The sequence below is a fragment of the Endobacterium cereale genome (assembly GCF_009617585.1).
GTDB lineage: Bacteria > Pseudomonadota > Alphaproteobacteria > Rhizobiales > Rhizobiaceae > Neorhizobium > Neorhizobium cereale.
Map to the genome: position 1 here is coordinate 1 of NZ_WIXI01000049.1, position 26,875 is coordinate 26,875.

Annotated in this window: 25 protein-coding genes; 12 read left to right on the plus strand and 13 right to left on the minus strand. The window is 60.4% G+C overall.

The window, feature by feature from the left end; all coding sequences use genetic code 11:
- The 4 genes from GAO09_RS21940 to GAO09_RS21955 all read left to right on the plus strand — a co-directional run.
- Positions 1-247 (plus strand): LysM peptidoglycan-binding domain-containing protein (locus GAO09_RS21940; protein WP_153357611.1); only part of this gene is annotated, 247 nt, incomplete at its 5' end.
- Between the two features lie 137 nt (positions 248-384).
- The gene (gene hemH / locus GAO09_RS21945) at positions 385-1,419 is read left to right on the plus strand and encodes a ferrochelatase (RefSeq protein WP_153357613.1); all 1,035 of its coding nucleotides are present in this window, start codon (positions 385-387) and stop codon (positions 1,417-1,419) included.
- 19 nt (positions 1,420-1,438) lie between these two features.
- Positions 1,439-1,984 carry a hypothetical protein gene (locus GAO09_RS21950; protein ID WP_153357617.1) on the plus strand — a complete coding sequence of 182 codons (546 nt, stop codon included), beginning with the start codon at positions 1,439-1,441 and terminating at the stop codon, positions 1,982-1,984.
- A 21-nt stretch (positions 1,985-2,005) separates the two neighbouring features.
- A complete protein-coding gene (locus tag GAO09_RS21955; RefSeq protein ID WP_153357619.1) occupies positions 2,006-2,695 on the plus strand; it encodes an SDR family oxidoreductase in 690 nt (229 codons plus the stop codon).
- Here the strand turns inward: GAO09_RS21955 and GAO09_RS21960 are convergent.
- From GAO09_RS21960 to queC, 4 genes are all read right to left on the minus strand, one after another.
- Positions 2,683-4,245 (minus strand): FAD-dependent monooxygenase, encoded by a 1,563-nt coding sequence (locus GAO09_RS21960; RefSeq protein WP_153357622.1) that lies wholly within the window; start codon positions 4,243-4,245, stop codon positions 2,683-2,685. The genes GAO09_RS21955 and GAO09_RS21960 overlap by 13 nt on opposite strands.
- Positions 4,246-4,311: 66 nt before the next feature.
- Positions 4,312-5,058, minus strand: coding sequence for a 7-carboxy-7-deazaguanine synthase QueE (gene queE, locus GAO09_RS21965; RefSeq protein WP_153357625.1), 747 nt, complete (start codon positions 5,056-5,058; stop codon positions 4,312-4,314).
- Positions 5,055-5,423, minus strand: coding sequence for a 6-carboxytetrahydropterin synthase QueD (gene queD / locus GAO09_RS21970; RefSeq protein WP_153357628.1), 369 nt, complete (start codon positions 5,421-5,423; stop codon positions 5,055-5,057). The genes queE and queD overlap by 4 nt, the downstream gene beginning before the upstream one ends.
- Positions 5,423-6,133, minus strand: coding sequence for a 7-cyano-7-deazaguanine synthase QueC (gene queC / locus GAO09_RS21975; RefSeq protein ID WP_153357631.1), 711 nt, complete (start codon positions 6,131-6,133; stop codon positions 5,423-5,425). Before queC ends, queD begins: the two co-directional genes overlap by 1 nt.
- A gap of 207 nt (positions 6,134-6,340) precedes the next feature.
- Between queC and GAO09_RS21980 the strand changes: the two genes are divergently transcribed.
- The 3 genes from GAO09_RS21980 to GAO09_RS21990 all read left to right on the plus strand — a co-directional run bounded on the left by GAO09_RS21980 (position 6,341) and on the right by GAO09_RS21990 (position 8,292).
- Complete coding sequence (locus tag GAO09_RS21980; protein WP_209018793.1) at positions 6,341-6,709, plus strand: helix-turn-helix domain-containing protein; 369 nt, start codon at positions 6,341-6,343, stop codon at positions 6,707-6,709.
- 106 nt (positions 6,710-6,815) lie between these two features.
- Positions 6,816-7,829 (plus strand): SPFH domain-containing protein, encoded by a 1,014-nt coding sequence (locus tag GAO09_RS21985; RefSeq protein WP_153358315.1) that lies wholly within the window; start codon positions 6,816-6,818, stop codon positions 7,827-7,829.
- A 4-nt stretch (positions 7,830-7,833) separates the two neighbouring features.
- Positions 7,834-8,292, plus strand: a complete 459-nt coding sequence (locus GAO09_RS21990) for an NfeD family protein (protein ID WP_153357637.1) — start codon at positions 7,834-7,836, stop codon at positions 8,290-8,292.
- A gap of 21 nt (positions 8,293-8,313) precedes the next feature.
- On the opposite strand, the gene GAO09_RS21995 is transcribed toward GAO09_RS21990, so the two are convergent.
- On the minus strand, positions 8,314-9,324 hold the full coding sequence (locus GAO09_RS21995; RefSeq protein ID WP_153358317.1) for a KpsF/GutQ family sugar-phosphate isomerase: 1,011 nt from the start codon (positions 9,322-9,324) through the stop codon (positions 8,314-8,316).
- 145 nt (positions 9,325-9,469) lie between these two features.
- Here GAO09_RS21995 and GAO09_RS22000 point away from each other — a divergent pair, with 145 nt between their 5' ends.
- Positions 9,470-11,176 (plus strand): outer membrane beta-barrel protein, encoded by a 1,707-nt coding sequence (locus GAO09_RS22000; RefSeq protein ID WP_153357640.1) that lies wholly within the window; start codon positions 9,470-9,472, stop codon positions 11,174-11,176.
- Positions 11,177-11,231: 55 nt separating this feature from the next.
- Here GAO09_RS22000 and galU read toward each other — a convergent pair whose 3' ends face one another.
- Positions 11,232-12,116, minus strand: coding sequence for a UTP--glucose-1-phosphate uridylyltransferase GalU (gene galU, locus GAO09_RS22005; protein ID WP_112730779.1), 885 nt, complete (start codon positions 12,114-12,116; stop codon positions 11,232-11,234).
- A gap of 251 nt (positions 12,117-12,367) precedes the next feature.
- Between galU and GAO09_RS22010 the strand changes: the two genes are divergently transcribed.
- Both GAO09_RS22010 and GAO09_RS22015 read left to right on the plus strand, forming a co-directional pair.
- Entirely contained in the window at positions 12,368-13,543 is a 1,176-nt protein-coding gene (locus GAO09_RS22010; RefSeq protein ID WP_410768429.1) for a lytic murein transglycosylase, read from the plus strand.
- A 74-nt stretch (positions 13,544-13,617) separates the two neighbouring features.
- Positions 13,618-14,871: an SGNH/GDSL hydrolase family protein gene (locus GAO09_RS22015; protein ID WP_410768311.1), complete on the plus strand. Its 1,254-nt coding sequence runs from the start codon at positions 13,618-13,620 to the stop codon at positions 14,869-14,871.
- On the opposite strand, the gene GAO09_RS22020 is transcribed toward GAO09_RS22015, so the two are convergent.
- The 5 genes from GAO09_RS22020 to gltB all read right to left on the minus strand — a co-directional run bounded on the left by GAO09_RS22020 (position 14,855) and on the right by gltB (position 22,632).
- Positions 14,855-15,325: a hypothetical protein gene (locus GAO09_RS22020; protein ID WP_153357648.1), complete on the minus strand. Its 471-nt coding sequence runs from the start codon at positions 15,323-15,325 to the stop codon at positions 14,855-14,857. The two genes, GAO09_RS22015 and GAO09_RS22020, sit on opposite strands and share 17 nt — an antisense overlap.
- Before the next feature lie 378 nt (positions 15,326-15,703).
- Complete coding sequence (locus tag GAO09_RS22030) at positions 15,704-17,158, minus strand: glutamate synthase subunit beta (RefSeq protein WP_153357655.1); 1,455 nt, start codon at positions 17,156-17,158, stop codon at positions 15,704-15,706.
- A 26-nt stretch (positions 17,159-17,184) separates the two neighbouring features.
- The gene (locus GAO09_RS22035) at positions 17,185-17,571 is read right to left on the minus strand and encodes a type II toxin-antitoxin system VapC family toxin (protein WP_235938389.1); all 387 of its coding nucleotides are present in this window, start codon (positions 17,569-17,571) and stop codon (positions 17,185-17,187) included.
- A gap of 8 nt (positions 17,572-17,579) precedes the next feature.
- Positions 17,580-17,852, minus strand: a complete 273-nt coding sequence (locus tag GAO09_RS22040) for an antitoxin (protein WP_209018794.1) — start codon at positions 17,850-17,852, stop codon at positions 17,580-17,582.
- A 58-nt stretch (positions 17,853-17,910) separates the two neighbouring features.
- The gene (gltB, locus tag GAO09_RS22045; protein WP_410768307.1) at positions 17,911-22,632 is read right to left on the minus strand and encodes a glutamate synthase large subunit; all 4,722 of its coding nucleotides are present in this window, start codon (positions 22,630-22,632) and stop codon (positions 17,911-17,913) included.
- 500 nt (positions 22,633-23,132) lie between these two features.
- Between gltB and GAO09_RS22050 the strand changes: the two genes are divergently transcribed.
- Positions 23,133-24,185, plus strand: a complete 1,053-nt coding sequence (locus GAO09_RS22050; protein WP_153358321.1) for a threonine aldolase family protein — start codon at positions 23,133-23,135, stop codon at positions 24,183-24,185.
- Between the two features lie 104 nt (positions 24,186-24,289).
- On the opposite strand, the gene GAO09_RS22055 is transcribed toward GAO09_RS22050, so the two are convergent.
- Positions 24,290-25,132, minus strand: a complete 843-nt coding sequence (locus tag GAO09_RS22055) for a LysR family transcriptional regulator (RefSeq protein WP_324185070.1) — start codon at positions 25,130-25,132, stop codon at positions 24,290-24,292.
- A gap of 100 nt (positions 25,133-25,232) precedes the next feature.
- On the opposite strand from GAO09_RS22055, the gene GAO09_RS22060 reads away from it, so the two are divergent.
- On the plus strand, positions 25,233-26,231 hold the full coding sequence (locus GAO09_RS22060; protein ID WP_153357664.1) for a bile acid:sodium symporter family protein: 999 nt from the start codon (positions 25,233-25,235) through the stop codon (positions 26,229-26,231).
- 100 nt (positions 26,232-26,331) lie between these two features.
- Here the strand turns inward: GAO09_RS22060 and GAO09_RS22065 are convergent, their stop codons facing one another.
- Entirely contained in the window at positions 26,332-26,814 is a 483-nt protein-coding gene (locus GAO09_RS22065) for an Hsp20 family protein (protein ID WP_153357667.1), read from the minus strand.
- Between the last annotated feature and the right edge of the window lie 61 nt (positions 26,815-26,875).

The window sequence follows — 26,875 nt, forward strand, 5'->3', positions numbered from 1 at the left end:
TGCTCCGGCCCCGGCAGCGCCCGCTGCAACGACCACGGCTCCGGCCGCTGTCGAGGCGCCCGGCCAGACCGCGCAGCCGGCCGGCGGCCCGAGCAAGTACACGGTCGTCAAGGGCGACTCGCTGTGGACGATTGCCGAAAGCGCCTATGGCGACGGCACCCGCTGGAGCGAAATCTCCAAGGCCAATGAACTGCGCCACCCGGACCTGATCCAGGTCGGCAAGGAACTGGACCTGCCGGCCAAGTAAGGCCCACCGGGTTAAGACGATTTGTCCTATGCTAAACGACGGTCCGGGGCTTTCCCGGGCCGTTCTTTGTTTCTACATAAGGCGATAACTGCCGCGCCCTTCTCGGCGCGACCCACGAATTTAGCCGGAAAGCCCGCATGACATCTCCCACAGCCGTTTTGCCTGCCAACCACCCCAAGGTCTCACTTGGCAAGGTGGGCGTCCTGCTCGTCAATTTGGGCACGCCCGACGGCACCGATTACTGGTCGATGCGCCGTTATCTGGCGGAATTCCTGTCCGACAGCCGCGTCATCGAGTGGTCGAAGCTTTACTGGTACCCGATCCTCTACGGCATCGTGCTCAACAAGCGCCCCCAAAAGGTCGGCAAGGCTTACGAGGAGATCTGGAACAAGGATCTGAACGAAAGCTATCTGCGCACCTACACCCGCAACCAGGGTGAACTGATGGTCGAGCGCCTGAAGGATCTGCCCAATGTCGTGGTCGACTGGGCCATGCGTTACGGCAATCCGTCGATCGCCTCGAAAATCGATGCGCTGAAGGCGCAAGGGTGTGACCGCATCGTGCTCTTCCCGCTCTATCCGCAATATGCAGCGGCAACGACGGCCACCGTCAACGACAAAGCTTTCGAGCACCTGATGAAGATGCGCTGGCAGCCCGCCGTGCGCACCGTGCCGACCTATCACGACGACCCGGTCTATATCGAGGCGCTGGCCAACTCCGTGCGCAACACGCTCGCCACGCTGGACTGGGAACCGCAGCTGCTGATCACCTCGTTCCACGGCATCCCGCAATCCTATTTCAAGGCCGGCGATCCCTACCAGTGTTTCTGCCAGAAGACGGCCCGCCTGCTGCGAGAAAAGCTCGGTTATCGAGAGGACCAGCTACGCATCACCTTCCAGTCGCGTTTCGGCCCGGAAGAGTGGCTGCAGCCCTATACCGACAAGACGATGGAAGGGCTTGCCGCCGAAGGCATCAAGCGCGTCGCCATCATGAACCCCGGTTTCGTTTCGGATTGTCTCGAGACGCTTGAGGAAATCGCCGGTGAAGCCGGCGAAATCTTCATGCATCACGGCGGCGAAAAGTTTGTCCACATCCCCTGCCTCAACGACAGTGTCGACGGCATGAATGTGCTGGAAGCGGTCGTGCGACGCGAATTGCAGGGGTGGGTGTAACAAACGGGGGTAGAGAGGCTTGAAGCGCTCATGGATTTGGCCCGCAGCCCTTCTGGTGATGGGCGCGGGTATTGCCGGACGGTCGCTCGCGGACAATCACACCGAGAACAGGATCCGCTTTGCGGAAACCGCCTGCCCATTCACGATTGATCTGCCCGGCGATTCCGTGACGACGCATAGCGGTATCAAGACAGAGTATCTGGATCCGTCGCATATGGTGACCGGCTTCTGGAGCAGCGCAGCCGCGGATTTTCTCGTCATCTGCCTGTCGGTGCCGGAGTACAAGCTGCCACCCGATGCGGTCAAAAAATTCTGCAGTGCCGAAAACCCGGAGATGGTGGACCGCAGTGAATGTGGGCGCGCCAAACGGTTCGACGGGGTTGAAATAGCCTCTCCGAAGACCGGCCCGGCGGATGGCGTGGCTTATTTCTGGTTCTATGTAGGTCACAAGGAAAGCAAGGGCCGCTTCAGTTTCAGGGTCGCGTCGAAACAGAAGACCCCGGATGAAGCCGAGAAAAAGCGGATCGATGATCTGGCACGATCTCTTTTCAGCACGATCCGCTGAATGGGTGAAAGGGAGACCATCATGAAAAAGGCAATCGTCACCGGCGGCGCAGGGCTCATCGGAACCGGCATCTGCGAGGCACTCAGCCTTCGCGGTTTCGAGGTCGCCTCTTTTGACCTCACCGACAAGCCGCATCCCGTCGAAGCCGTGCGGCATATCCAGTGCGACGTCTCCGATGAGGCTTCCGTCGAAATCGCCGTCGCCGAGCTCGGCTGGGATCGCATGGACCTTCTCGTCAACAATGCCGGCGCCACCGGCGGTGCGCTCGGCACACCGCTGCTGGATCTGTCGCTGACCGAATGGCGCCGCGTCATCGACAGCCACCTGACCGGCGCCTTCCTGATGACCCGAACCGTAACACCGCTGATGCGCGAGGGCGGCGCCATCGTCAACATGGCCTCCACCCGCGCCTTCATGTCGGAGCCGAATTCGGAAGCCTATGCCGCGTCGAAGGGCGGGCTGGTGGCGCTCACCCATGCGCTGGCCGTCAGCCTCGGCCCAAAGATCCGCGTCAACGCCATCGCGCCGGGCTGGATCACCGCCGAGACAGAACTTTCGGCAGAGGACGAGGCCCAGCATCCGTCAGGCCGCGTCGGGCGTGCGAAAGATATCGCCGACGCCGTGCTCTATCTCGAAGGCGCCGGCTTCGTCACCGGCCAGACGATCACGGTGGACGGCGGCATGACGAAGAAGATGATCTACGCCGAATAGGTTTTTCGCGTCTTCGCCGGCAGCGTGATGCCATGGTCGGAAAAATAACGCTCCAGCGCCTCCGGCAGCGCCGCGTGAGCGGCACTTGCCACATAACTGTCCGGCCGCATCAGATAGGCGGCATCGCGCCCGATGCCCGCTTCCTCGAATTGCGATTGCCACGGAAATACATGCAGCGGCAGGCCGTTTTCACGGCACCAGTCCTCCACGTCGCTGCCGGCATATCCATAGACATGCACCTGCCAGCAGAGATCGCGAAAACCGTCATGGTTGGAACGGCCATCTCCGAGATCGAACCACGGCAGCCGGTCGCCGCCATGCACGTCGCCCGCTTCGCCTCGACTGAGGTATTCGCCACGATAGTTGATCATCAGTTGCGACACGGTGCGGAACATGAAATCCCGCACCGGCTCGATCTGAGTGGCCATGGGCACGACCAGCGGCACCAGCTTTGTCCGCACGAAACGCGCCATCCAGCCATCCGCCGTCGCCATGGAAAAGGCCTGATCCGTCGTGCGCACCAGTTTACGGGCAAAGGCGATCCGTTCCGCCTCGAATGTGTTGAGCAAACGGTTGGCGGCTGCCATGTCATGCACGCCGCCGGACAAGACGGCCTTCAGTTTCCAGGCGAGATTGATGGCATCACCGATGCCGGTATTCATGCCCTGCCCGCCGGCCGGGCTGTGAATATGCGCGGCATCACCGAGGATGAAGGCACGCCCCTTGCGGAACCTTTCCGCCACCCGGTGATGCACACGGTAGGTCGAGAACCAGTTGACCGCCTTCACCGCGATGCCGAGATGGGCGATCGCCCGGTCGTTCAGATCCTCGAAACGCAGCGTGCCGGCATGTGCTTCATCCTCCTCCACCGTGCCGACCAGACGGGCGCGACGGCCTTCATCGAGCGGGAAGACGGCGAGGAAATCGGCGCTGTCGAGCGCGATATTGAGTTCGCCATTCATCGGCGGCCCGGATGCCTCGACATCGGCGACGTAAAAGGTCTGCTCGTAGGTGCCGCCCGGAAAACCAGCTGAGATGCTTTTGCGCACCATTGAGCCGGCGCCGTCGCAACCGGCAACAAAGGCGGCCTCATACACGGCCTCGTTTCCATCCGGCAGGGTCAGCCGCGCCGCAATGCCATCCGTCGCTTCCTCGAATTCGATGAAGCTGGTGTTCCACTCGACCGAGACACCCATCCCCTCAAGCCGGGACAAGAGCAGCTTTTCATGCGCATCCTGCGGATAGATATGCAGGAACGGATAGGGCGTCAGACCGCCACCGATCTCGCCGAATTCCGCCCTGGCCTTGCGGTCGCCCTCGACCCACAGATTGACACCGGCAACATGGTGGCCCTCGGAAACCACGGCGTCAGCCAGACCGACCTGATCATAAAACTCCAGCGTGCGGGCATGTACGGCCAGCGCCCGCGAGGCCGTGCCCGGCCCGGACGCCTTGGAGATGATGCGCACCTGCACACCCAATTTCGTCAGCCATAATGCAAGCACCAGCCCGGTCGGCCCCGCTCCCACGATCAGCACATTTTTGCGCATGCCTTCCTCCTCCGGATCTCCCGCCGATAAATCTAGCGTAACGGCGAGAAAGGCAAAGACGGAAGATCAAACGCCCCGCTTGTTGCCCCAAAGGAGAACATGAAGCTGCGGCAGCACGGTCGCGGCGAACCAGCGGTCGGCCATCACCTTGTCCACCAGCCACAACATGCGATCCATGACACCATCGAGATCGATGCGGGCATCGTCGTCATCCGGTGGTGGCGGCGTATGATTGCCGGGCTGTAGATAGACCGGCAGATCGGGAAAACGCGCAGCCGCATCCTTCGCGAACGCATAATCGGCATCATCGAAAACCACGAATTTCAAACCGATACGCGGACCGCCAGATGAGCACGACGTGGCGGCCTTGAGACAGTCGGTCAGAATATCCCAATCCGTTTCCATGCCGCTCGATGGCGGTTTTGGCGACAGCACGAGGAAATCGAGGTCGGCAAACCAGTCGCGCGCGACACTGCCCTGCGTTTCGATGGCAAAACGATAGCCGTCCTGCTTGCCGCGCCGGATCAAATTCCCCAGCGGCTGGATGGCAGGATTGCCGCCGGACAGTGACACCGTCAGCGGCACGTCACCCGAAAGGTATCGCACCTGCCCCCAGATCGTTTCGGTCTCCATCGCCAGCCAGTTATGGCGATATTCGCTATCGACCGCATGCAGCGTATCACACCACGAACAGCGATAATCGCAGCCGCCGGTGCGCACGAACACGGTCGGCTGACCGATCAGCATGCCCTCGCCCTGGATGGTCGGCCCAAAAATCTCGCTGATGCGGATTTTTTCGCTTGCCGCACTCATGGCCTGATCTCGGGTCGATACTCGGCCCATGTTTTCGGCGTTTCACTGACGCGGACGGCAGAGGTTTCCGGCAGGCGCTGTTTGCACCAGTCATAAAAATGCTTCGCCAAAAATTCCGACGTCACCTTTTCATGGCCCAGCACATCGTTGAGATGCCGGTGGTCGAATTTTTCGTCGATATACTGCTTAAGCGGCTTCAGCTCGTGATAGTCGCGGACAAAACCGTCATCGTCGAGTTCGGCAGCCGTTAGCTCCACCACGACGATATAGTTGTGGCCATGCAGTCGCGCGCATTGATGATCGGCCGGCAGATGCGTCAGCTGGTGCGAAGCGGAAAAATGAAACTCCTTGGTGATCCGGTACATCAGCGGATTTCCTCGGCATTGAAACCGGCCGTTGCCGACTTCCAGAAGTCCGGGTCCGCGTAATCGGTCGGATCATCGACACCGGCCAGATGAAACGCTTCACGGCGTTCGACACAGGTGCCGCACCGGCCGCAATGTTTGGTCCCGCCCTTGTAGCAGGACCATGTTTCGACAAACGGCGTATCGTGTTTCGCGCCATCGCTGACGATATCGGCCTTGGAGCCGTTCACATAAGGTGCCAGCAGTCTGACCGAGGCGTAACCGTCGAGCGCATGCCGCTGCATGGTGTCAAAACTGTCGATGAAATCCGGGCGGCAATCGGGATAGATGAAGTGATCGCCGCCATGCACGGCGATCGCCACGGCCTCCGCCTGCCGTGCTGCCGCCACACCGAACGCGACGGTCAGCATGATGGCATTGCGGTTGGGGACTACGGTGATGCGCATGGTTTCTTCGGCATAATGACCGTCGGGCACATCGAGATTATCGGTCAAGGCCGAGCCCGTCAGCTGGCTGCCGATCGCCCGCATGTCGATGATCTGGTGAAAAACGCCGAGCCGCGTCGCGCAGGCCGCGGCGTATTCGAGTTCTACTCTGTGTCGCTGGCCGTAATCGAAGGAGATGAGACCCATGAGATCGCCTAGGGCGGCGATACGATGGGCAAGCGAAACGGAATCGAGTCCGCCTGAGCAGACGACGAGTGTCTTCATATTAGGTGTCCTTGTTTTGACCGGGTAGGCTGCGACCGGCATTTCTGGGCGGCTGTTTATCCCCTTGGGCCACGATTGCAAATGGCCATTCATGATATTGCGATAATCACATTATTTTCATCCATAGATTGCGTTTAAAGCAAATACATGTTGAATAGCACAACCAAAAGACGATATCATCAAAACACACCCGCAGGAGATGATTCTTTGCCAGGCCGTACACCCCAAAAGATAGATCGCGATCGTGGCAAGCGGCTGCGTCAGGCGCTCGGCGCCCGCGGTCCGCAAAAGATGATGGCGCTCGCCGCCGATCTCGGCATTTCGCCGGCGGCAGTTTCCAAATGGATGCAGGGTCACGCCATGTCGATCGAAAATGCCGCCCGGCTGACCGATTTGCTCGGGATTTCGCTCGACTGGCTTCTGTCGGGCGACCCCAAGACAACCGATGTCACCGGTGCGAAGCTCAGCGGCATGGAAAAGGAACTCATCGAGCACCTGCGCGACCGTCCTGCCCATGTTCTGCCGTTGCTGACGCGCCTGGTTCGGGAAATCCCTGTAAATCCGCAGCGAAGTTGATGAAATCACACCGGAATCTACCCTCTCCACCCTTATTGCTTGTTTATACGAAGCCGCTTGCATAGGATCGCCGCCGATCAAATGTGAGTTGAAGGGGCTATCCATGCTGGACCTGAGCGGGTTCGATATTTTCGTCATTGGCATCGTCATTCTGGCGATCCTGCTGCTGTTCGCACTGGTGAAAACCGTGCCGCAGGGCTATTGCTACACCGTCGAGCGTTTTGGCAAATACACGCGTACGCTGCAGCCGGGCCTCAACATCCTGACACCGTTCATCGAGCGCATCGGCTCCCGCATGAACGTGATGGAACAGGTGCTGCACATCCCGACGCAGGAAGTCATCACCAAGGACAATGCCAGCGTGTCCGCTGACGCTGTCGCCTTCTATCAGGTGCTCAATCCGGCCCAGGCCGCCTATCAGGTCACCAATCTGGAAGTCGCAGTCCAGAACCTCACCATGACCAACATCCGCTCAGTGATGGGCTCGATGGATCTCGACGAGCTTCTCTCCAATCGCGATATCATCAACGACCGCCTGCTGCGCGTCGTCGATGAAGCCGTACAGCCCTGGGGCATCAAGGTCACGCGCATCGAGATCAAGGACATCCAGCCGCCGGCCGATCTGGTCGCATCGATGGGTCGCCAGATGAAGGCGGAACGCGAAAAGCGTGCGCAGATCCTTGAAGCTGAGGGCTCGCGTAATGCGCAGATCCTGCGCGCCGAAGGCGCCAAGCAGGCAGCCGTCCTGCAGGCCGAAGGCGAACGTGAAGCCGCCTTCCGCGACGCCGAAGCCCGCGAACGACTGGCCGAAGCCGAAGCCCGCGCAACCCAGGTCGTATCGGAAGCGATTGCTGCCGGCGACGTGCAGGCCATCAACTACTTCGTTGCCCAGAAATACACCGAGGCGCTGGTGGAAATTGGCAAGGCGAACAATTCCAAGATCGTGCTGATGCCGCTGGAAGCTTCTTCGCTGATCGGTTCGCTGAGCGGCATTGGAGCCATCGCCAAGGAAGTGTTCGGCGGCGACGGCAACGGCCCCACTTCCACGCCATCGGCGCCACGTCAGCCGACCATCCGCCGCCCGCCAACCGTGTCGCCATTTGGCTCCACCGAAAGCTAAGGCCATGGTGATCGAACTCTGGAACAGTTTTGGGCCGTGGAGCTGGTGGATCGTCGGCCTCGTGCTGCTCGCCCTCGAACTGGTCGTGCCCGGCTTTTTCCTGATCTGGATCGGCGCGGCAGCCGTCGTGCTCGGCGCGCTTTCGCTGGCCTTGTGGGGTTCAAGCTTCTGGGGCTGGCATGTGCAGCTTCTGCTGTTTGCCACCCTGTCGGTCGTCTTCGCGCTGGCCGGCCGTCGTATCTATAACGGCAGCGGCACGAAGACGGACGAACCCTGGCTCAACCGTCGCGGCGAAAGCCTCGTCGGCCGCACCGCCACGCTTGCCGAGCCGATCCTCGAAGGCCGTGGCCGTATCAAGCTCGACGACACGACATGGACGGTGATGGGCCCCGATATGCCCGCCGGCACACGCGTGAAAGTCACCGCGTCGAGCGGACGTGATCTGACGGTCGAACAGGCCTGAATTTTGAAAACGCGATCGGCGTCAGGCGACGCCGATCCGCAGCAGATCGTGAAAATGCACCAGTCCGACGGGGCGGTTGTCGTCATCGACCACAATAAGCGCACCGATCTTGTATTGATTGAGCTGCGCCAGTGCCGCAGTGGCCAGAACCGACGGTTTGATCGTCTTCGGCTTACGGGTCATGATGTCATCGACACACAGTTCGGCGAGATTGCGCGACAGGTTGCGCGCCATGTCACCTTCGGTGACGATGCCACTAAGGCGCCCCTCTTCATCCAGCACGCCGACACAGCCGAAGTGCTTGTGCGAGAGCACGGTGATCGCCTGCGTCATCGGCGTGCCCTGCTTGACCAGCGGCACGCGGTCACCGGTATGCATGATGTCGTGCACATGCATCAGGCTCGCACCCAGCTTGCCGCCGGGGTGGAACACGCGGAAATCGGTGGGCGTAAACCCGCGCGCTTCCAGAAGCGCCACGGTCAGCGCATCGCCCAGTGCCATCTGCAGAAGCGTGGACGTGGTTGGCGCCAGGCCGTGCGGGCAAGCTTCCTGCGCATCCGGCAAAAGCAGAACGATATCGGCGGCGCGGCCAAGCGATGAGCCTGCATTGCCGGTCATGGCGATCAGCGGAATGGAAAAACGCCGCGTATAGGCAACGATGCTTTTCAACTCGGCACTTTCACCGCCCTTGGAAATGGCCAGAACCACATCGTTCTGGGCGATCATGCCGAGATCGCCATGGGCAGCTTCCGCCGCATGCACGAAGGAGGTGGGGGTGCCGGTGGACGACAGGCTCGCCGACATCTTGACGCCGATATGGCCGCTTTTGCCGACGCCGGTAATGATGACACGGCCGGTCGTTGCAAGGATGATATCGATCGCCTTGCGGAAAGGTTCGGCCAGACCGTTGTTCAGCGCCGCCTCCAGCGCGTCGAGCCCCTGCTTTTCAAAGGCAACGGTGCGCAGCGCGGATGCGATGACATCAGCCTGGGGATCGATCGTGGAAACGGTGTCGGAAGCGCTCTGGGTCATGGCGTGCATGTATCGCTGTTGCGATCTGTTGTCCATTCCACGGCACGCCGCAACAGGAGGCGGATCGCCGCATCGGCAGGCTCGAAACCTATCATTAACCATAGTGATTTAGGATTGGATAATCTTTACCCTTGCAGGCGACGCAATGAACGGCACAGGACACAAGGCTCGATCGGGAGCGGCCCGCAAGCGGGCAGCTTCGCCATGCGCATGCCCGCTGACCGACGCCGCACCCTCTATCAGCCCTGCCCGCCCGCAGCCGCTCCGCCAGCCGGCGATACGGCGCGGCCCCGTCCTGATGTTGCTGGCCAGCACCGTGCTTGCGCCCGGTTTGGTTTTTGCGCAGACGCCCTATTCCGGATCATCCACTACGCGCCCCGCCGCCTACTCGACCACGTCGAACGGCAGCAGCGGATATGGCACCGCCGCCACCTCCGGCAGCAGCCCCACCGGCCCGCTCGGCTCCGGTAACGGCATTAGCCCTGTCGCCGGAAACCCGATTCCCACCGGTTCCGCCGACCCTTATGGCGACCCTTACGCGCAGGAAACAACCGGCGACGACCCGAACCAGCCGCTGAACGGCCGGCAGACCGCAGGACAGGAAGGGCTTGCCGACGAAACCGGCGAAGCCGCCGAACTCGATCTCAACCAGCCGGTTGAAGGCCCCCTAAATCCGCCCGAACTCAATCGCGACGGTATCGACAACCCGCTACCGCGCACCGATGACGGTCTGGGCGTGCGGCTTGGCACATTCACATTGCGCCCCAGCGTCAACCAGAGCATCAACCACGAAACCGAACGCACCGGTGCCGGCAAGGCCAGCCGCAACTATCTGTCCACCGCCATTCGCGGCACGCTGTCTTCCGACTGGTCGCGCCATGCGCTGACGGTGACCGGCGAAGGCACGTTCGAAAAGACGCTCTCCGGCCGCACCAGCAACAGTGCCGATTTCGAACCGGAAGGCCGAATAGATGCCGACCTGCGGCTCGACCTGTCCAACGACACGATTGCCAACATCACCGGCAATTACGCGCTTGAGCGTGAAAGCAACAGCGACCCGAATGCCGTATCGGGCGCCAGCACACAATCGACCGTACAGCGGTTCGGCGGCGGGGCTTCGATCGAGCGCGACTTTGGTGTGATGCGCGGCACGGCGGCCGTGTCCGTCGCACGTTCTGTTTATGGCGATGTCGATCTTTCCGATGGCACCAGCGTCAGCCGCGGTGACCGCGACCGCACCGGTTTCGACGGCCGCCTGCGCGTCGGTTACGAACTGTCGCCCGCGATCATCCCCTTCCTCGAAGTGGCGGCCGGTCGCGCTGTCTATGACGAGCGTTTCGATTCATCCGGGTACCGGCGTTCATCCAACAACTATGCCGTCCGCAGCGGTGTCGAATTCGATTTTTCGGAAAAGCTGCGCGGCGAACTGGGCGTCGGCTACATCGTCGCCAAATATGACGACAATCGCCTCGACGAACTTGGCGCCGTCGCTTTTGACGGCAATGCCACATGGTCCCCGCGCCGTGGCACCGATATCGATTTCGGCCTACGCACGACATTGCAGGATGCAACGGCCGCCGGCGCCAATGGCTGGGCGGAGTATCGCTTTTCGACCGCGCTCCAGCACCAGATGCGCAGCGACCTGATCGCCCGCCTGACCGGCGCCACCACGTTGCGTGACTTCCCGTCCGGCAGTAACGAAAGCACCTATGAGCTTGGCGCCGGGATCACCTATCGCCTCAACCGTTATCTCGATCTCACCGGCGACGTGACCTACGAGCACGAGGAAAATGCCGGCGGTTCGCCGACAAAGACGGTACAGATCGGCGCGGGCCTAACGCTGCGGCGGTAACGAAAAAGGCCCCGGAATATCATTCCGAGGCCTTTTCCATTCATATCACCAAAACTCAGCCGAGCTTAGAAACCAGCGCCTTCAAGCCGTTTTCGACACTCGGGCGGATATCCGCACGCTTCAGCGCAAAAGCGACGTTGGCGAGGATAAAGCCATCCTTGGCGCCGCAGTCATAGGTTTCGCCGGTGAACTTGTAGGCGGCGAATTCCTGGGACTTGGCAAGCGTCAGCATGCCATCGGTCAGCTGGATTTCGTTGCCGGCGCCACGTTCCTGGGTTTCCAGAATATCAAAGACTTCCGGCTGCAGGATATAACGACCGTTGATGAAGAAGTTCGACGGAGCGGTGCCCTTGGCAGGCTTTTCGACCATCTGGGTGATCTTGAAGCCGTCGCCGACTGCATCACCAACGCCGACGATGCCATACTTGTGCGCCTGTTCCGGATCGCACTCTTCAACCGCAAGAATGTTGCCGCCGGTCTTTTCGTAAAGCTCGACCATGCCCTTGAGGCAGCCCTTTTCGGCCGACATGATCATGTCCGGCAGAAGCACGGCGAAAGGTTCGTCGCCGACGATGTCACGGGCGCACCAGACGGCGTGGCCGAGGCCGAGCGGCGACTGCTGGCGGGTGAAGCTCGCCATGCCGGCCTGTGGCAGCATATCGGACAGAATGGTCAGTTCGGCATTCTTGTTACGCTCCTTCAGAAGCGCTTCCAGTTCAAATTGAATATCGAAATAGTCTTCAATAACGCCTTTGCCGCGACCGGTGACGAACACGAGATGTTCGATGCCGGCTTCGATAGCCTCATCCACCACATACTGGATGACCGGCTTATCGACGACCGTCAGCATTTCCTTTGGCACGGCCTTGGTCGCGGGAAGAAAACGCGTACCCATGCCTGCTACCGGAAAAACTGCCTTACGAATCTTTTGGTGTCCCACTCATGCCTCCTAAAAGCACAATCTGTTTTTATCTGTCGGTCGCCCGTGAAAAGGTCTCTAGGGATATATTTCAGCCTTTTCGGGGCAATGACAGAACGATGTTCTCATGGTAAAGAATTTATTTATTCTGATGTTCTACACTGACCGTAACCCGGCCGCCATCACCGGTGAAAACCCTGACTGGAAGAACAACGGATACGCCGTCCATGACTAAGACTCGCCCCCGTCGCTTTCAAGCGCTCGCCCTCTCGATGATCGCAGGCATGACGCTCGCGGTCACTCCGATACATGCTCAGGCAGACCAAGGTTTCAAGGCTTTTATCTCAAATTTCTATGAGACCGCCGCCCAGAGCGGCATTACCCGCGCAACCTATAACAAAGCCTTTGCCGGCATCAGCACGCCGGATCAGGACGTGTTGCAGAAGGCGCAGTACCAGCCTGAATTCAAGTCGCAGATCTGGGATTATCTCGACAGCCGCGTGAACCCTTACACGGTCAAGGTCGGCCGCGAGATGAAGGCCCGTCACGGCCGCCTCCTGAACGCCATCGAGCGGCAGTTCGGTGTGGACCAGCACATCATTCTCGCCATCTGGTCGATGGAATCCAACTACGGCGCCGCACTCGAAAACCCGGAACGCCTGCACCACGTGCCGCAGGCACTGGCCACGCTCGCATGGGCAGATCCGAAGCGCTCCAAGTTCGGTCGCACCCAGTTGATCGCGGCGCTGAAAATCCTGCAGGCCGGTGATGTGACGCCAAAACAGCTGACCGGCTCCTGGGCCGGCGCCATGGGTCACACCCAGTTCATCCCGACCAGCTACCTGCTTTACGCGGTCGATGCCGACGGCAACGGCAAGCGCGACATCTGGCACTCCATCCCGGACGCTCTGGCAACGGCTGCCAACCTCTTGTCCAAGAACGGCTGGACCTCCGGCAAGACCTGGGGTTACGAAGCAGCCCTGCCCGCCGGTGCCGCAAAATACGCAGGCCAGACCAAGACGATTTCGCAGTGGGCGGCCCTCGGCTTCACCCGGCCCAACGGCAAGGGTTTTCCGCGTGGGTCGGATCGCGCGACGCTGAAGCTGATGGCAGGTTCGAACGGCCCGGCCTTCCTGATGATGAAAAACTTCTTCACCATCAAGAAATACAATGCCGCTGACAGTTATGCGCTCGCCGTCGGCCTTCTGGCCGACCAGATCGCCGGTTACGGCGGCATGCAGCAGCGTTGGCCGCGCCCGGAAGGCACGCTCGACATTTCGGAAAAATTCGAGCTGCAGTCGCGCATGAAGGAACTCGGTTATTACGACGGCGAGGTCGACGGCAATTTCGGCTCCGGCTCGAAGGCCGCCATTTCCGCTATCCAGAAGCGCCTCGGCATGCAGCAGGACGGCGAACCGTCGCATTCGCTGCTGAAGGCCATCCGCTGACATCACGATGCCATCATTATGATCGCATCGTTGACTCTGGAACCGGGCTGCGGTCCACTCGCGGCCCGGAAGAAATGGACGACAGGGACATGAAGGCTGCACGGCTTGGCCTCGGCAAACGGCTGAAGACTTTTGGCACGCGGGCCATTCTCGTGGTCATGGCCACGATGACGGCCCTGCCGGAGTTCGTTGCGCCTGTCGCGGCGCAGGAGCGCCGTTATTATCTGGAGGACCGTCGGTACGAGCGCCCGCAGCGTCGCACGCTGATGGACCTTTTCTTCAATGACCGCCGTAGTCGTGACCGGTCTGTTATCGAGATGCAGCCGCGACGCAAACGGCGCGCGGCGCCGGCATCCGCCCCCCGTCGGCCGGTTCGCACCGCACCGGCAGCGCCGGTGATTGCCGCCGAGCCAAAACCGGAACCCGTCCAGAAGCTTGAAAATGCAAAAAAGGTGCTGGTCGTCGGCGATTTTCTGGCCGGACGTCTGGCTGGCGGCCTCGATGCCGCCTTTGCCGAAAATCCGGGTGTCGTCGTGGTCGATCACGGCGAAACCGCTTCCGGTCTGGTGCGCCAGGACCACTACGACTGGCCGCAGGCGCTGCCGGAGCTGATCGCCAACGAAAAGCCGTCGCTCGTCGTCGTCATGATCGGCGCAAATGACCGCCAGCAGATCGACAGCAATGACGCACGCGAGAAATTCCGCACCGAGCGCTGGTTCGAGATCTACAAGCAGCGGGTCAACGAATTCGGCCAGATTGCCCGCGACCACGATCTGCCGCTGCTTTGGGTCGGCCTGCCGGCCTTCCAGTCCGCTTCGATGACAGCAGATGCGGTAACGCTCAACACCATCTTCCGCACCCAGGCCGAAGAGATCGGCGGCGAGTTCGTCGATATCTGGGACGGGTTTGTTGACGAGGACGGAAAATTCATCGTCACCGGTTCCGATGTCAACGGCCAGCAGGTGCGCCTGCGTAGCGCCGATGGCATCAACATGACCGAAGCAGGCCGTCGCAAGTTGGCCTTCTACGTGGAAAAGGTCATCCGCCGCCATCTCGGCGACCTGCCCCCGGCCGAGATGGTCAATCTCGATGGCAGCAACCTGCCGGCGCTGCCCGTGCTTCCCGGTACGCCGATGGCTGCCATCGTCTCCACCCAGCCAATCGCGCTCTCCGATCCCGACCTCGATGGCGGCAAGGACCTGCTCGGGGCAAGCGCCCCTGCCCCGGCATTGAGCCAATCCCCCCGTGACCTTCTTGTGACCCGTGGTGAACTGCCGGAAGCGCCTGCTGGCCGCGTCGATGATTACCGGATCAAGGCGACGCAATAGCCAAAGCATGCGCTCGGGCGGACGCTGCGGCATGATCGACCCTGTCGATGAACGCCTGCGCGCGCGGAACGACGTCATGCAGATATTGATCCGGTCCGAGCATCTTGCGGGTGTTGAGCTCAGCTGTATCGAGCAGATCGAAGTCCACCGTTTCGATTGAACAGCTCCATCCCGGATATCGTCTCGACCAGCCCTTGGCGTGATGCGCCAGCAGCCGCTCGCGCAACGAATAGCCGTGGTAGTCGAAGGCGATGATGCCGTCTGTCACGTAGGCATGTCCGCCCGCAAAATCTTCCGCAGGAATGATGCGCTCCGCATGAAAGCCGGGCAATGGCGGAAAACGAAGAAACGTACCCGCCAACAATGCGCAGGCACCATGCCCGAAGAAGATGCGATCGGGCAAAGCCCACCGCCTTTCCGGATTTTTCTTGATACCGTGCTTGAGAATATACATGGCAACGAAGCTGCGGTGATTCCGCTTTTCCGTCAAATGAGAGCCTAGAGCGGTTCATTGTTAAATGGAAACAGTTCTGCCGGAGCAGGTTTTCGTCGGGGCAGTGGCGATTGGCGAAGTGCATACCCGAAGGTACGTGCGAGCCGATCGCCACTGATCCCGGCGGAAAGATGCCCGGCCCTACGGGTTGGCTGAAACGGGCCGCCTGATCGCATGGTCGGCTTGGCCGTATGCTTTGGCTACGACGCGCGCCGGCCATGCGACCATCCAGCTCCGTTTGAGCCAACAGAACTGATTCCATTTAACAATGAGCCGCTCTAACAAAAAGCCCTGCCGCGAGAAGCGGCAGGGCCAATATCGGATACCGAAACGGCTGTGTTAACGCGGCAGAACCGACGCGCCCATCAGTGCCTCGTCCACTGCACGCGCCACCTGACGGCCTTCGCGGATCGCCCAGACGACCAGCGACTGGCCACGACGCACGTCGCCGGCCACATAGAGCTTGTCGATCGAGGTCTTGTAGTCGCGTTCATTGGCAACGACGTTGGTCGAGCCGCGACGGTCTGTGTTGAGTGTCAGCTTGCCTTCCAGTTCCGACAGCACGCCCGTCGTCATCGGGCCGGAAAAGCCGATGGCGATGAAGGCGAGGTCGGCCTTGATGATGAAATCCGTGCCGGCGATCGGCTTGCGGCGTTCATCCACCTGGCAGCAACGCACGCCGGTCAGCATGCCGTCTTCGCCGACGAATTCGAGCGTCGCGACCTGGAATTCGCGGTTGGCGCCTTCGGCCTGCGACGACGAGGTGCGCATCTTGGTGGCCCAGAACGGCCAGACGGCAAGCTTGTCTTCCTTTTCCGGTGGCATCGGGCGGATGTCGAGCTGGGTTACCTTGACGGCGCCCTGACGGAAAGCCGTGCCGACGCAGTCCGATGCAGTATCGCCACCGCCGACAACGACGACATGCTTGGCGCCGGCGAGGATCGGTTCTGCCGGCCAGCCCGTCGAGTCGATGTTCTCGCGGCCAACGCGGCGGTTCTGCTGCACGAGGTACGGCATGGCATCGTAGACGCCGTGCAGTTCGACACCGGGAATGCCGGCCGGACGCGGAGTTTCCGAACCGCCACAGTAGATGACGGCGTCATGTTCGGCCATCAGCTCTTCGGTCGGCTTGTCGACGCCGACATTGACGCCGTAATGGAAGGTGACGCCTTCGCCAGTCATCTGCTCGACGCGGCGGTCGATGAAGTTCTTTTCCATCTTGAAGTCGGGAATGCCGTAACGCAGCAGGCCACCGGCCTTGGTCTCGCGCTCAAAGACATGCACTTCGTGACCGGCGCGGGCCAGCTGCTGGGCAGCGGCCATACCGGCAGGACCGGAACCGATGACAGCGACCCGTCTGCCGGACTTCACTGTTGCCGGCTGCGGCACGATGTAACCAAGCTCATAGGCTTTGTCGGCGATCGCCTGTTCGACGGTTTTGATCGCAACAGGCGAGTCCTCGAGGTTCAACGTACACGCTTCCTCGCAGGGGGCGGGGCAGACGCGGCCGGTGAATTCCGGAAAATTGTTGGTGGAATGGAGGTTGCGGATCGCCTCTTCCCACTTGTTGTTATAGACCAGATCATTCCAGTCGGGGATCTGGTTGTGCACGGGACAGCCGGTCGGGCCGTGGCAGAACGGAATGCCACAATCCATGCAGCGTGCCGCCTGTTTGGTGACTTCCGCATCCGACATGGGAATGGTGAACTCGCGGAAATGGCGAATACGGTCCGACGCCGGCTGGTACTTGCCAACCTGCCGGTCGATTTCCATGAAACCCGTAACCTTGCCCATGTCTCAATCCCTATTCCGTCACCGCGCTATCGCAGCCAGTTTTCGATCTTTAATCCCGGCACGCGGGAAAACTCACTTTCATTGTCGGTCACGAGGACCGCATCCAGAGCCAGAGCATGCGCCGCGATCCAGAGATCGTTGGGACCTATGTTCTTTCCCTGTCTCAACGCCAGCCGGGCATCGGCATAACGTTGGTCACTCGGTAGTTGAAGCGGAGCTACAAAAAGCCGCCGCGTGACCGCGGACACCTTTTTGGACAGCTCCTCCGAGCCATTTTTCTTCACGCCGTACCAGATCTCACCATGGGTGATGATGCTGATGAACGCGTTCTCTTCTCTTACCTCGAGCAACCGCTCGAAAACTTTGCCGCGCGGGTCTCTCACAATCGCCGAGACGATGTTGGTGTCGAGCATGAACCGCATCAAAACTCGACTTCCCGAAGCGGCGCCAGATCATCGTCGTCTGCGACGAAATCCTCTCCACTCCAGGCTTCTGCTTGCCTGAGATAGTCGATCAGACCGGCAGTCACTGCGGTTCGCATCAGGATCGATCCATCCGGCTGCTTCACCATGACGGCGCGATCGCCTTCGATCTCGAACTCTTTCGGTATGCGCACTGCCCGGCTTCGACCGTTCTTGAAGATGGCGACGGCTATTTCGCCACCTTCCGGAGTTTCCTTCACATGCTCATTCATGTTCCGCTCCATTATTGGTATATGCCATCAGCATATCACAACGGCGAAACTTGTCGAACTATTCCGCAGCCACGCCCATCCGCATGCGTTCCATTTCCTCAAGCGCGCGGCGGTATTCCACCGGCATGACCTTGCGGAACTTTGGACGGTACTCGCCCCAGCGATCCAGGATTTCCTTGGCGCGGGTGGAGCCGGTGTAGTGCATGTGGTTGGAGATCAGCTGGTACAGGCGCTCCTCGTCGTGGCGGGTCATGTCTTCCGACACGTCGACACGGCCCTTGTGCTGGATGTCGCCGCCGCGGTGGTGCAGCTTTTCCAGCATGTCGTCTTCTTCCGGAACCGGTTCCAGCTCGACCATCGCCATGTTGCAGCGCTTGGCGAAGTCACCGACCTCATCCAGCACGTAAGCGACGCCACCCGACATGCCGGCGGCAAAGTTACGGCCGGTTTCGCCGAGAACGACGACGATGCCGCCGGTCATGTATTCGCAGCCGTGGTCACCCACGCCCTCAACGACGGCGATAGCGCCTGAGTTGCGGACGGAGAAACGTTCACCGGCGACGCCGCGGAAATAGCATTCACCCGAGGTCGCGCCGTAAAGCACGGTATTGCCGACGATGATCGAGTTTTCCGCGACCAGCTTGGAGTTTTCCGGCGGGCGCACGATGATACGGCCACCAGACAAACCCTTGCCGACATAGTCGTTGCCGTCGCCGACGAGATCGAAGGTGATACCGCGGGCAAGGAACGCGCCAAACGACTGGCCAGCGGTACCAGTCAGAGTCACGCGGATCGTGTCGTCCTTGAGACCCTTTTCGTTCCAGCGCTTGGCAAGCTCGCCCGAAAGCATGGCGCCGGCCGAACGGTCGACGTTCTTGATCGAAGCTTCGAAAACCACCGGCTCCTTGCTTTCCAGCGCCGGCATGGCCTTCTCGATCAGCTTGCGATCGAGAATATCGTCGATCGGGTGCTTTTGGCGCTCGGTCCAGTAGGTGGCTTCCTTGGGTGCTTCGACCTTGTGGAAAATCTTTGAGAAATCCAGACCCTTGGACTTCCAGTGGTCGAGCATCTCGTCCTTGGCAAGGAAGTCCGAGGAACCGATGATTTCGTCAAGCCTTGTGAAACCGAGCGATGCCAGGATTTCGCGCACTTCTTCGGCGACGAAGAAGAAGTAGTTGATGACGTGTTCCGGCGTGCCCTTGAAGCGCTTGCGCAGTACCGGATCCTGCGTAGCAACGCCGACAGGGCAGGTGTTCAGATGGCACTTGCGCATCATGATGCAGCCAGCGGCAATGACCGGAGCCGTCGCAAAGCCGAATTCGTCGGCACCAAGAAGCGCACCGATGATGACGTCACGGCCGGTCTTCAGACCACCATCCACCTGCAGGGCGATGCGCGAACGCAGACCGTTCAGAACCAGCGTCTGCTGGGTTTCGGCAAGGCCGATTTCCCATGGGCTACCGGCATGTTTCAGCGAGGTGAGCGGCGATGCGCCCGTACCGCCATCGAAACCGGAGACGGTGATATGGTCGGCGCGCGCCTTGGCGACACCGGCGGCAACCGTGCCGACGCCCACTTCTGACACCAGCTTGACGGAGATGTCGGAGGTCGGGTTGACGTTCTTCAGGTCGTAGATCAGCTGCGCCAGATCTTCGATCGAATAGATATCATGGTGCGGCGGCGGCGAAATCAGGCCGACACCCGGCGTCGAGTGACGTGTCTTGGCAACCGTCGCATCGACCTTGTGGCCGGGCAGCTGGCCGCCTTCGCCGGGCTTTGCACCTTGCGCGACCTTGATCTGCAGCATGTCGGCATTGACCAGATATTCGGTGGTCACACCAAAACGGCCCGACGCGATCTGCTTGATGGCCGAACGTTCCGGGTTCATCGAACCGTCGCGGCGCGGCAGGTAACGATCGCTCTCCTCGCCACCTTCACCGGTGTTCGACTTGCCGCCGATCTTGTTCATGGCAATCGCAAGCGTAGTGTGTGCTTCGCGGGAAATAGACCCGAAGGACATGGCGCCGGTGGAGAACCGCTTGACGATATCGACGGCCGCTTCGACCTCATCGATGGAAACCGGCTTGCGGCCAAGCTCTTCCGCCGACTTGATCTTGAACAGGCCACGAATGGTGTTCATCCGCACGGCGCTGTCGTTCACCAGCCCGGCAAACTCGCGGTAACGGTCCTGGCTGTTGCCACGCACGGCGTGCTGCAACGTCGCAACAACGTCCGGCGTCCAGGCATGGCTTTCGCCACGCATGCGGTAGGCATATTCGCCGCCGATCTCCAGCGTCGAGGCAAGAACCGGGTCCTTGCCGAAAGCGGATTCGTGGCGCTCGGTGGTTTCGCGGGCGATTTCATCGAGGCCGATGCCGCCGATCGAGGAAGCGGTGCCGAAGAAATACTGCTCGACCAATGCCGGCGACAGGCCGACGGCGTCAAAGATCTGCGCGCCGCAATAGGACTGGTAGGTGGAAATGCCCATCTTGGACATGACCTTGAGGATGCCCTTACCCACGGCCTTGATGTAACGATAGACCACTTCCTGCGCATCGACTTCCTTGGGGAATTCGCCGCGCATATGCATGTCGGTCAGCGTGTCGAAGGCCAGATACGGATTGATGGCTTCGGCGCCATAACCGGCGAGACAGCAGAAGTGATGGATTTCGCGCGGCTCGCCCGATTCCACAACGAGACCAACCGAGGTGCGCAGACCCTTGCGGATCAGGTGATGGTGTACGGCAGCGGTCGCCAGCAGCGCCGGGATGGCCATGCGGTCCGGGCCGATCTGGCGGTCGGAGAGAACGATGATGTTGTAACCGCCCTTGACCGCCGCTTCCGCACGTTCGCAGAGACGATCGAGCATTTCCGGCATGCCTTCGGCGCCACGCTCGATGGCGTAGGTAAAGTCGAGCGTCTTGGTGTCGAAACGGTCTTCCGTGTGGCCGATGGAGCGGATCTTTTCGAGATCGCCATTGGTCAGGATCGGCTGGCGCACTTCCAGACGCTTGGCGTTGGCCGCACCCTCATGGTCGAGAATGTTGGGGCGCGGGCCGATGAACGATACGAGGCTCATCACCAGCTCTTCGCGGATCGGGTCGATCGGCGGGTTGGTAACCTGCGCAAAATTCTGCTTGAAGTATGTATAAAGCAGCTTCGATTTCTCAGACATGGCCGAGATCGGCGTGTCGGTGCCCATCGAACCCACGGCTTCCTGACCGGTGGTCGCCATCGGCGACATCAGGATCTTTGTGTCTTCGCGGGTGTAACCAAAGGCCTGCTGGCGGTCGAGCAGCGACACGTCGCGGCGCAGTGCGCGCGGTTCAACCGGCTTCAGTTCTTCAAGGATGAGCTGGGTGTTGTCGAGCCACTTCGAATAGGGGTGCTTGGTGGCAAGCTCGGTCTTCAACTCCTCGTCGGAGATAATCTGACCCTTTTCCATGTCGATCAGCAGCATCTTGCCCGGCTGCAGACGCCACTTCTTGACGATGCTTTCCTCCGGCACCGGCAGCGTGCCGGCTTCGGAAGCGAGAATGATGCGGTCGTCGTCGGTGACGAGATAACGGGCCGGACGCAGGCCGTTACGGTCGAGCGTCGCGCCGATCTGCTTGCCATCGGTGAAGCAGACGGCAGCCGGTCCATCCCACGGCTCCATCAGCGCGGCGTGGTATTCGTAAAACGCCTTGCGCTCCTTCGACATGGACTGGTTGCCGGCCCATGCTTCCGGGATCAGCATCATCACGGCATGCGCCATGGAGTAACCGCCACGCAGCAGGAATTCGAGCGCGTTGTCGAAACAGGCCGTGTCCGACTGGCCTTCGTAGGAGATCGGCCACAGCTTGGAGATATCGTCGCCGAACAGCGGCGAAGAAACCGATGCCTGACGTGCCGCCATCCAGTTCACGTTGCCGCGCAGCGTGTTGATTTCGCCATTATGGGCGACCATGCGGTATGGATGCGCCAGCTTCCACGAGGGGAAGGTATTGGTGGAGAAACGCTGGTGGACAAGCGCCACGGCGCTCTCAAAGCGCGGATCGGCTAGGTCCTTGTAATAGGCGCCGACCTGATAGGCGAGGAACATGCCCTTGTAGACGATGGTCGAGGAGGACAGCGAGACCGGATAAAAACCCTGATCGACGCCGCCGAATGCATCATAGATGCGGTTCGAGATGACCTTGCGGATCAGGAAGAGCTTGCGCTCGAACTCGAGATTGGTCGCGGCATCGCGCCCTGCCCCGATGAAGACCTGAACGTGATAGGGTTCGGTCGCGGCAATTTCCGGCGCCTTGGAGAGCGAGGAATTATCGACCGGCACATCGCGGAAACCGATGAACTGCTGGCCCATCTCGGCGATGACGTCCTTCACCACCTGACGGTAATGTTCGATTTCTTCCGGCTTGCGCGGCATGAACAGATGGCCGACGGCATATTCACCGGCCTTGGGCAGGGTGATGCCCTGGCTTGCCATTTCCTCGCGGAAGAAACGATCCGGGATCTGCACAAGAATGCCCGCACCATCACCCATCAGCGGATCGGCACCAACGGCGCCACGATGCGTCAGGTTTTCGAGGATGAACAGGCCGTCCTTGACGATCTGGTGCGACTTTACGCCCTTCATATGGGCGATAAAGCCGACGCCGCAGGCATCGTGCTCGTTGCGGGGGTCATAAAGGCCCTGAGCCGCTGGAATGCCCGACGCAACGAAGGGCACATGCTCTTCGACTTTCGCCGAAGCTATGTCGGTGGGACAGTGCATATCCAGGATCGTCTTCGTCATCGTCAGTCCTCCAGTTGGCCGCTTTTGCGGGCAAGGTGGTATCGGTTCATTCCGCGGAACAAGGTGCGGGTGTCGCACATCAATCCAAAATTCATGCGACAGTCCGGCTGTCATGCAAGTGCGCCGCCCGGACGCGCCGCACCTCTTGAAAGATGCAGCATAACCCGGATCGGCGCGAAGGTCATGACGGAAACCGGCCCATCGCCGACCTGATTTCCGGAAATTAGGACAGTTATTCTGACCTAATTTCTACTTTTATGACATAGAAGTTAATACACGACAAGAGGCTGAAACACGATTCAAACTGGACGAAACGACACAAGAAGACATCAGGCCCGCCTTGCGACGCAATAAAATTACGCCGCCGGCGGAAAACCATCACTTAGATTGCGAGGCGAATACGCATGGCCGGACAGTCCGGCTTTTCCGTTGATTGCAGCGTTAAATTCCTTAAGGTCGGAACCTCTCCCGCAGCACGACATGACGCGACAGGTACCTCCATGTTCTTTGCCTCCGATAACTGGGCCGGCGCCCATCCTGCCATCAATGAACGTCTTTCCAAGGAATCCACCCGCTTTGCCGCGGCTTATGGTTCCAGCGACCTCGACAAGTCGATCGAGGTCCGCTTCAACGAAATCTTCGAACGCGAAGTCGCAGTGTTTTTCGTGGCCACCGGCACCGCCGCCAATTCGCTGTCACTGGCCAGCATCGCCCGCCCCGGCGGCCTGACCTTCTGTCATTCGGAAGCCCATATCATCGAAGACGAATGCGGCGCGCCGGACTTCTTTTCCGGCATGCGCATGGTCGCGGTCGAAGGCCCGGACGGCAAGATGCTGCCGGAAAACCTCGTCAGCCGCATCGCCCGGTATCCGCAGGATGCCATCCATCACGGCCGCGCCGCCGCCATTTCGATCACGCAGGCAACCGAAGCCGGCACCGTCTATACGCTGGACGAAATCGACGCGATTGCAAAAATCGCCAAAGATAACGGCCTGCCGCTGCATATGGATGGCGCCCGTTTTGCCAACGCCCTGATGGCGCTTGGTTGCACACCGGCAGAAATGACCTGGAAACGTGGCGTCGACGTGCTCTCCTTCGGCGGCACCAAGAACGGCTGCTGGTGTGCGGAGGCGATCGTCTTTTTCGATCCCGAACTCGCCAAGGATTTTGCCTTCCTGCGCAAGCGCACCGCCCAACTGTTTTCCAAGTCGCGCTTCATCGCCGCCCAGTTCGATGCCTATCTGAAAGACGACCTGTGGCTCGGCCTTGCCGGCCATGCCAACGAGATGGCCAACCGCCTGCGCGCCGGTTTCGGTTCGCTCAACAGCGCCCGCCTCGCCTGGCCGACCCAGGCCAATGAAGTGTTCGCCATCCTGCCGAAATCCTCCGCCAAGGCTGCACAGGAAAACGGCGCCAGATTCTACGACTGGCTGGAACCGCGCGACATGCCGGAAAAGGTTTCCGCTGACGAAGTGCTGATCCGCATGGTGACGAGCTTTGCCACGACCGAAGAAGACGTGGACCAGTTTCTGTCGATCTGCGCTTCGGCGTAAGTCCGATAGGTGACTGGGCGAAAATGCCTCTCACTTGCGATTTCTAACGCTTAGCTAGTGGCTAAGTGCCGGATTTCTCAAGTGAGAGGCTTCCTCGCGCGCGCTCACGGCACAATCCGCGCCGTGATCAGGCTCGACACCGCCTCCACCAGCGCCGCATCGGCTCCTCGCCGCGGCACCAGCACAAATTCGATATCTTCAAGATCCGGCAGACGTCCCGATGCGATCTCGCGTAACCCATCAGGCGCCATGCTGCGCGGCTGCACCAGCACGCCCATGCCGGCGCGTGCCGCAGCCGTCAGCCCGGAAAGACTTCCGCAGGTACAGACGATGCGCCACGCGACATTGTTCCGGTCCAGCGCCTGCTGCGCCACCTTGCGGGTGATGCTCGGCGGCGGAAAGGCGATCAGCGGCACCGTATCGACCCGCGACAGCACATCGGCATCGCGCGCCAGCCAGACCAGCGGCTCGCGATAGAGCAGCCGCCCATGCGTTTCGCCGAGATGCCGTTTGGCCAGAACCAGATCCAGTTCGCCGACCTCCTGCATCTGAAACAGCACGCCACTCAAGGCCACCGTCAGCTCCAGATCCACCCACGGATGCAGCCGGCTGAAATCCTCCAGAATGGCGGTCAGCCGGTTGGCGACGACATCTTCCGAAACACCCAGTCGCAAACGTCCGCGCAAACGGCTTTCGCCGAACAACGACGCCACCTTGCCATTGAGATCGAGCATGCCACGGGCATAACCCAGCAGCGCCTCGCCATCCGCCGTCAACCGTACTTGGTGAGTATCACGCTGCACCAATTGCCGCCCCAGCGACTTTTCAAGCCGCTGTATATGCTGGCTGATGGTTGATTGACCGATGCCCAAACGCTCGGCGGCAAGGGTAAAGCTGCCGGCCTGTTGCAACATCACAAAGCTTTCGAGATGGTGGAGATTAAGCACGCCTATCCTGCTTCATGATAACTGTTAATTCTTGCATCGCACATCATGATAAGGGAAGACGCGTCTCAATCGAAGAAAAAATCAGTGTCAGGGAATGCCCATGAGCCGCTTTATGCCGGACCGTTTCACGATCATGCTGGTCTGCGCGGTCATCCTCGCCTCCTTCCTGCCGATCTATGGTGAACCCGCCTACTGGTTCGGTATCGCCACCGATATCGCCATCGGCCTGCTGTTTTTCCTGCACGGCGCGCGCCTGTCACGTGAGGTCGTGGTCGGCGGCCTGTTGCACTGGCGCCTGCACCTGACCATTCTCGCGACCACATTCGTGATTTTTCCGCTGCTCGGTCTGGCAATCGGCTTCCTGCCGGAAAGCATTCTGCCCGCCCCGCTTTACGCCGGCATCCTTTTCCTTTGCGTGCTGCCCTCCACCGTACAGTCCTCGATCGCGTTTACCTCGATGGCGAACGGCAACGTTCCGGCGGCGATCGTCTCGGCCTCCGGCTCCAACCTGTTCGGCATGTTCCTGACACCGCTCCTCGCCGGCCTCGTCATGTCCACGGCAGGTGAAGGCGGCGGCGTTTCGGCCGATGCGATAGAAAAGATCGCGCTCCAACTTCTCGCCCCCTTCGTGGTCGGCCAGCTTCTGCAGCCCTTCATCGGTAACTGGATCCGCGCACGCAAAAAACTGCTGGCCCCGGTCGATCGAGGTGGCATCCTGATGGTGGTTTATTTGGCCTTCTCCACGGCCGTCATAGAAGGCATCTGGCGCACATTTTCGCTGACCGACATCGCCGCCGTCATCGTCACCGACATGGTTCTGCTGGCGGTCGTCATCGTCATCACCATGTATGGCAGCCGCCTGCTTGGCTTCTCCAAGGAAGACGAGATCGCCATCACCTTCTGCGGCTCGAAAAAATCGCTGGCATCGGGCGTGCCGATGGCCAACGCCATCTTCGCCGGCCAGTCCTCGGCCATCGGCGCCATCGTCCTGCCGATCATGCTGTTCCACCAGATCCAGCTGATGGTCTGCGCCGTGCTGGCCCAGAAATACGCGCAACGCAAGGTGAAGGTGGAAGACAAGGCGACGGCTGCGGCTTGAATTTTCATAACAAAAACGCCCCCTTCCAGCTCTGGAAGAGGGCGTCTTGTTGGCCATCTGACTTGGAGGTCGTCCTGGGAGGATTTTTGGCCTTAAAAGTTTAGTTGACCTGTGGCTGGCTGATCTGCGCCTCGATGGTTTTGGGCGTATCAACCGGCTCGGCGGCAATCGCGATGCGGCGCGGTTTCATCGCTTCCGGAATGGACCGCAGAAGATCGATGTGAAGCAGGCCGTTCTTCAACTGCGCGCTCTGCACTTCGACATGATCGGCCAGCTGGAAACGGCGCTCGAAGGCGCGCTTGGCGATACCGCGATGGAGAAACTCGCTTTGGGAAGCGGCTTCTTCCTCGCTCTTTTCACCCTTGACGTGCAGCACATGCGCACGAGCCTCGATGCTCAGTTCCTTTTCATCGAAACCGGCAACGGCCATGGTGATGCGATAGGTGTTCTCACCGGTCCGCTCGATATTGTAGGGCGGATAGGTCTGCGCCTGATCAGGCTGGCCAAGGCTGTCCAGCATGGTGAAAAGGCGGTCGAAACCGACGGTGGAACGGTAAAGGGGGGAAAAATCGACGTGACGCATGATGTCCTCTCATGAAGCGACGTGTTGCGGTTTTTAAAGCCCGACACCCCATTCTGGCGAT

Bases quoted from the DNA above. Each gene is read 5' to 3' on its own strand.
- queE (WP_153357625.1), bottom strand. From the start codon at position 5,058: ATGAGTGCGGCAAGCGAAAAAATCCGCATCAGCGAGATTTTTGGGCCG.
- GAO09_RS22020 (WP_153357648.1), bottom strand. From the start codon at position 15,325: ATGTATATTCTCAAGCACGGTATCAAGAAAAATCCGGAAAGGCGGTGG.
- GAO09_RS22030 (WP_153357655.1), bottom strand. From the start codon at position 17,158: ATGGGCAAGGTTACGGGTTTCATGGAAATCGACCGGCAGGTTGGCAAG.
- GAO09_RS22010 (WP_410768429.1), top strand. From the start codon at position 12,368: ATGATCGCAGGCATGACGCTCGCGGTCACTCCGATACATGCTCAGGCA.
- GAO09_RS22040 (WP_209018794.1), bottom strand. From the start codon at position 17,852: ATGAATGAGCATGTGAAGGAAACTCCGGAAGGTGGCGAAATAGCCGTC.
- queD (WP_153357628.1), bottom strand. From the start codon at position 5,423: ATGTACCGGATCACCAAGGAGTTTCATTTTTCCGCTTCGCACCAGCTG.
- GAO09_RS22015 (WP_410768311.1), top strand. From the start codon at position 13,618: ATGGACGACAGGGACATGAAGGCTGCACGGCTTGGCCTCGGCAAACGG.
- GAO09_RS22035 (WP_235938389.1), bottom strand. From the start codon at position 17,571: ATGCTCGACACCAACATCGTCTCGGCGATTGTGAGAGACCCGCGCGGC.
- hemH (WP_153357613.1), top strand. From the start codon at position 385: ATGACATCTCCCACAGCCGTTTTGCCTGCCAACCACCCCAAGGTCTCA.
- GAO09_RS21990 (WP_153357637.1), top strand. From the start codon at position 7,834: ATGGTGATCGAACTCTGGAACAGTTTTGGGCCGTGGAGCTGGTGGATC.
- GAO09_RS22065 (WP_153357667.1), bottom strand. From the start codon at position 26,814: ATGCGTCACGTCGATTTTTCCCCCCTTTACCGTTCCACCGTCGGTTTC.
- GAO09_RS21960 (WP_153357622.1), bottom strand. From the start codon at position 4,245: ATGCGCAAAAATGTGCTGATCGTGGGAGCGGGGCCGACCGGGCTGGTG.
- GAO09_RS21955 (WP_153357619.1), top strand. From the start codon at position 2,006: ATGAAAAAGGCAATCGTCACCGGCGGCGCAGGGCTCATCGGAACCGGC.
- gltB (WP_410768307.1), bottom strand. From the start codon at position 22,632: ATGACGAAGACGATCCTGGATATGCACTGTCCCACCGACATAGCTTCG.
- GAO09_RS22050 (WP_153358321.1), top strand. From the start codon at position 23,133: ATGTTCTTTGCCTCCGATAACTGGGCCGGCGCCCATCCTGCCATCAAT.
- GAO09_RS22060 (WP_153357664.1), top strand. From the start codon at position 25,233: ATGAGCCGCTTTATGCCGGACCGTTTCACGATCATGCTGGTCTGCGCG.
- GAO09_RS21995 (WP_153358317.1), bottom strand. From the start codon at position 9,324: ATGACCCAGAGCGCTTCCGACACCGTTTCCACGATCGATCCCCAGGCT.
- queC (WP_153357631.1), bottom strand. From the start codon at position 6,133: ATGAAGACACTCGTCGTCTGCTCAGGCGGACTCGATTCCGTTTCGCTT.
- GAO09_RS22000 (WP_153357640.1), top strand. From the start codon at position 9,470: ATGAACGGCACAGGACACAAGGCTCGATCGGGAGCGGCCCGCAAGCGG.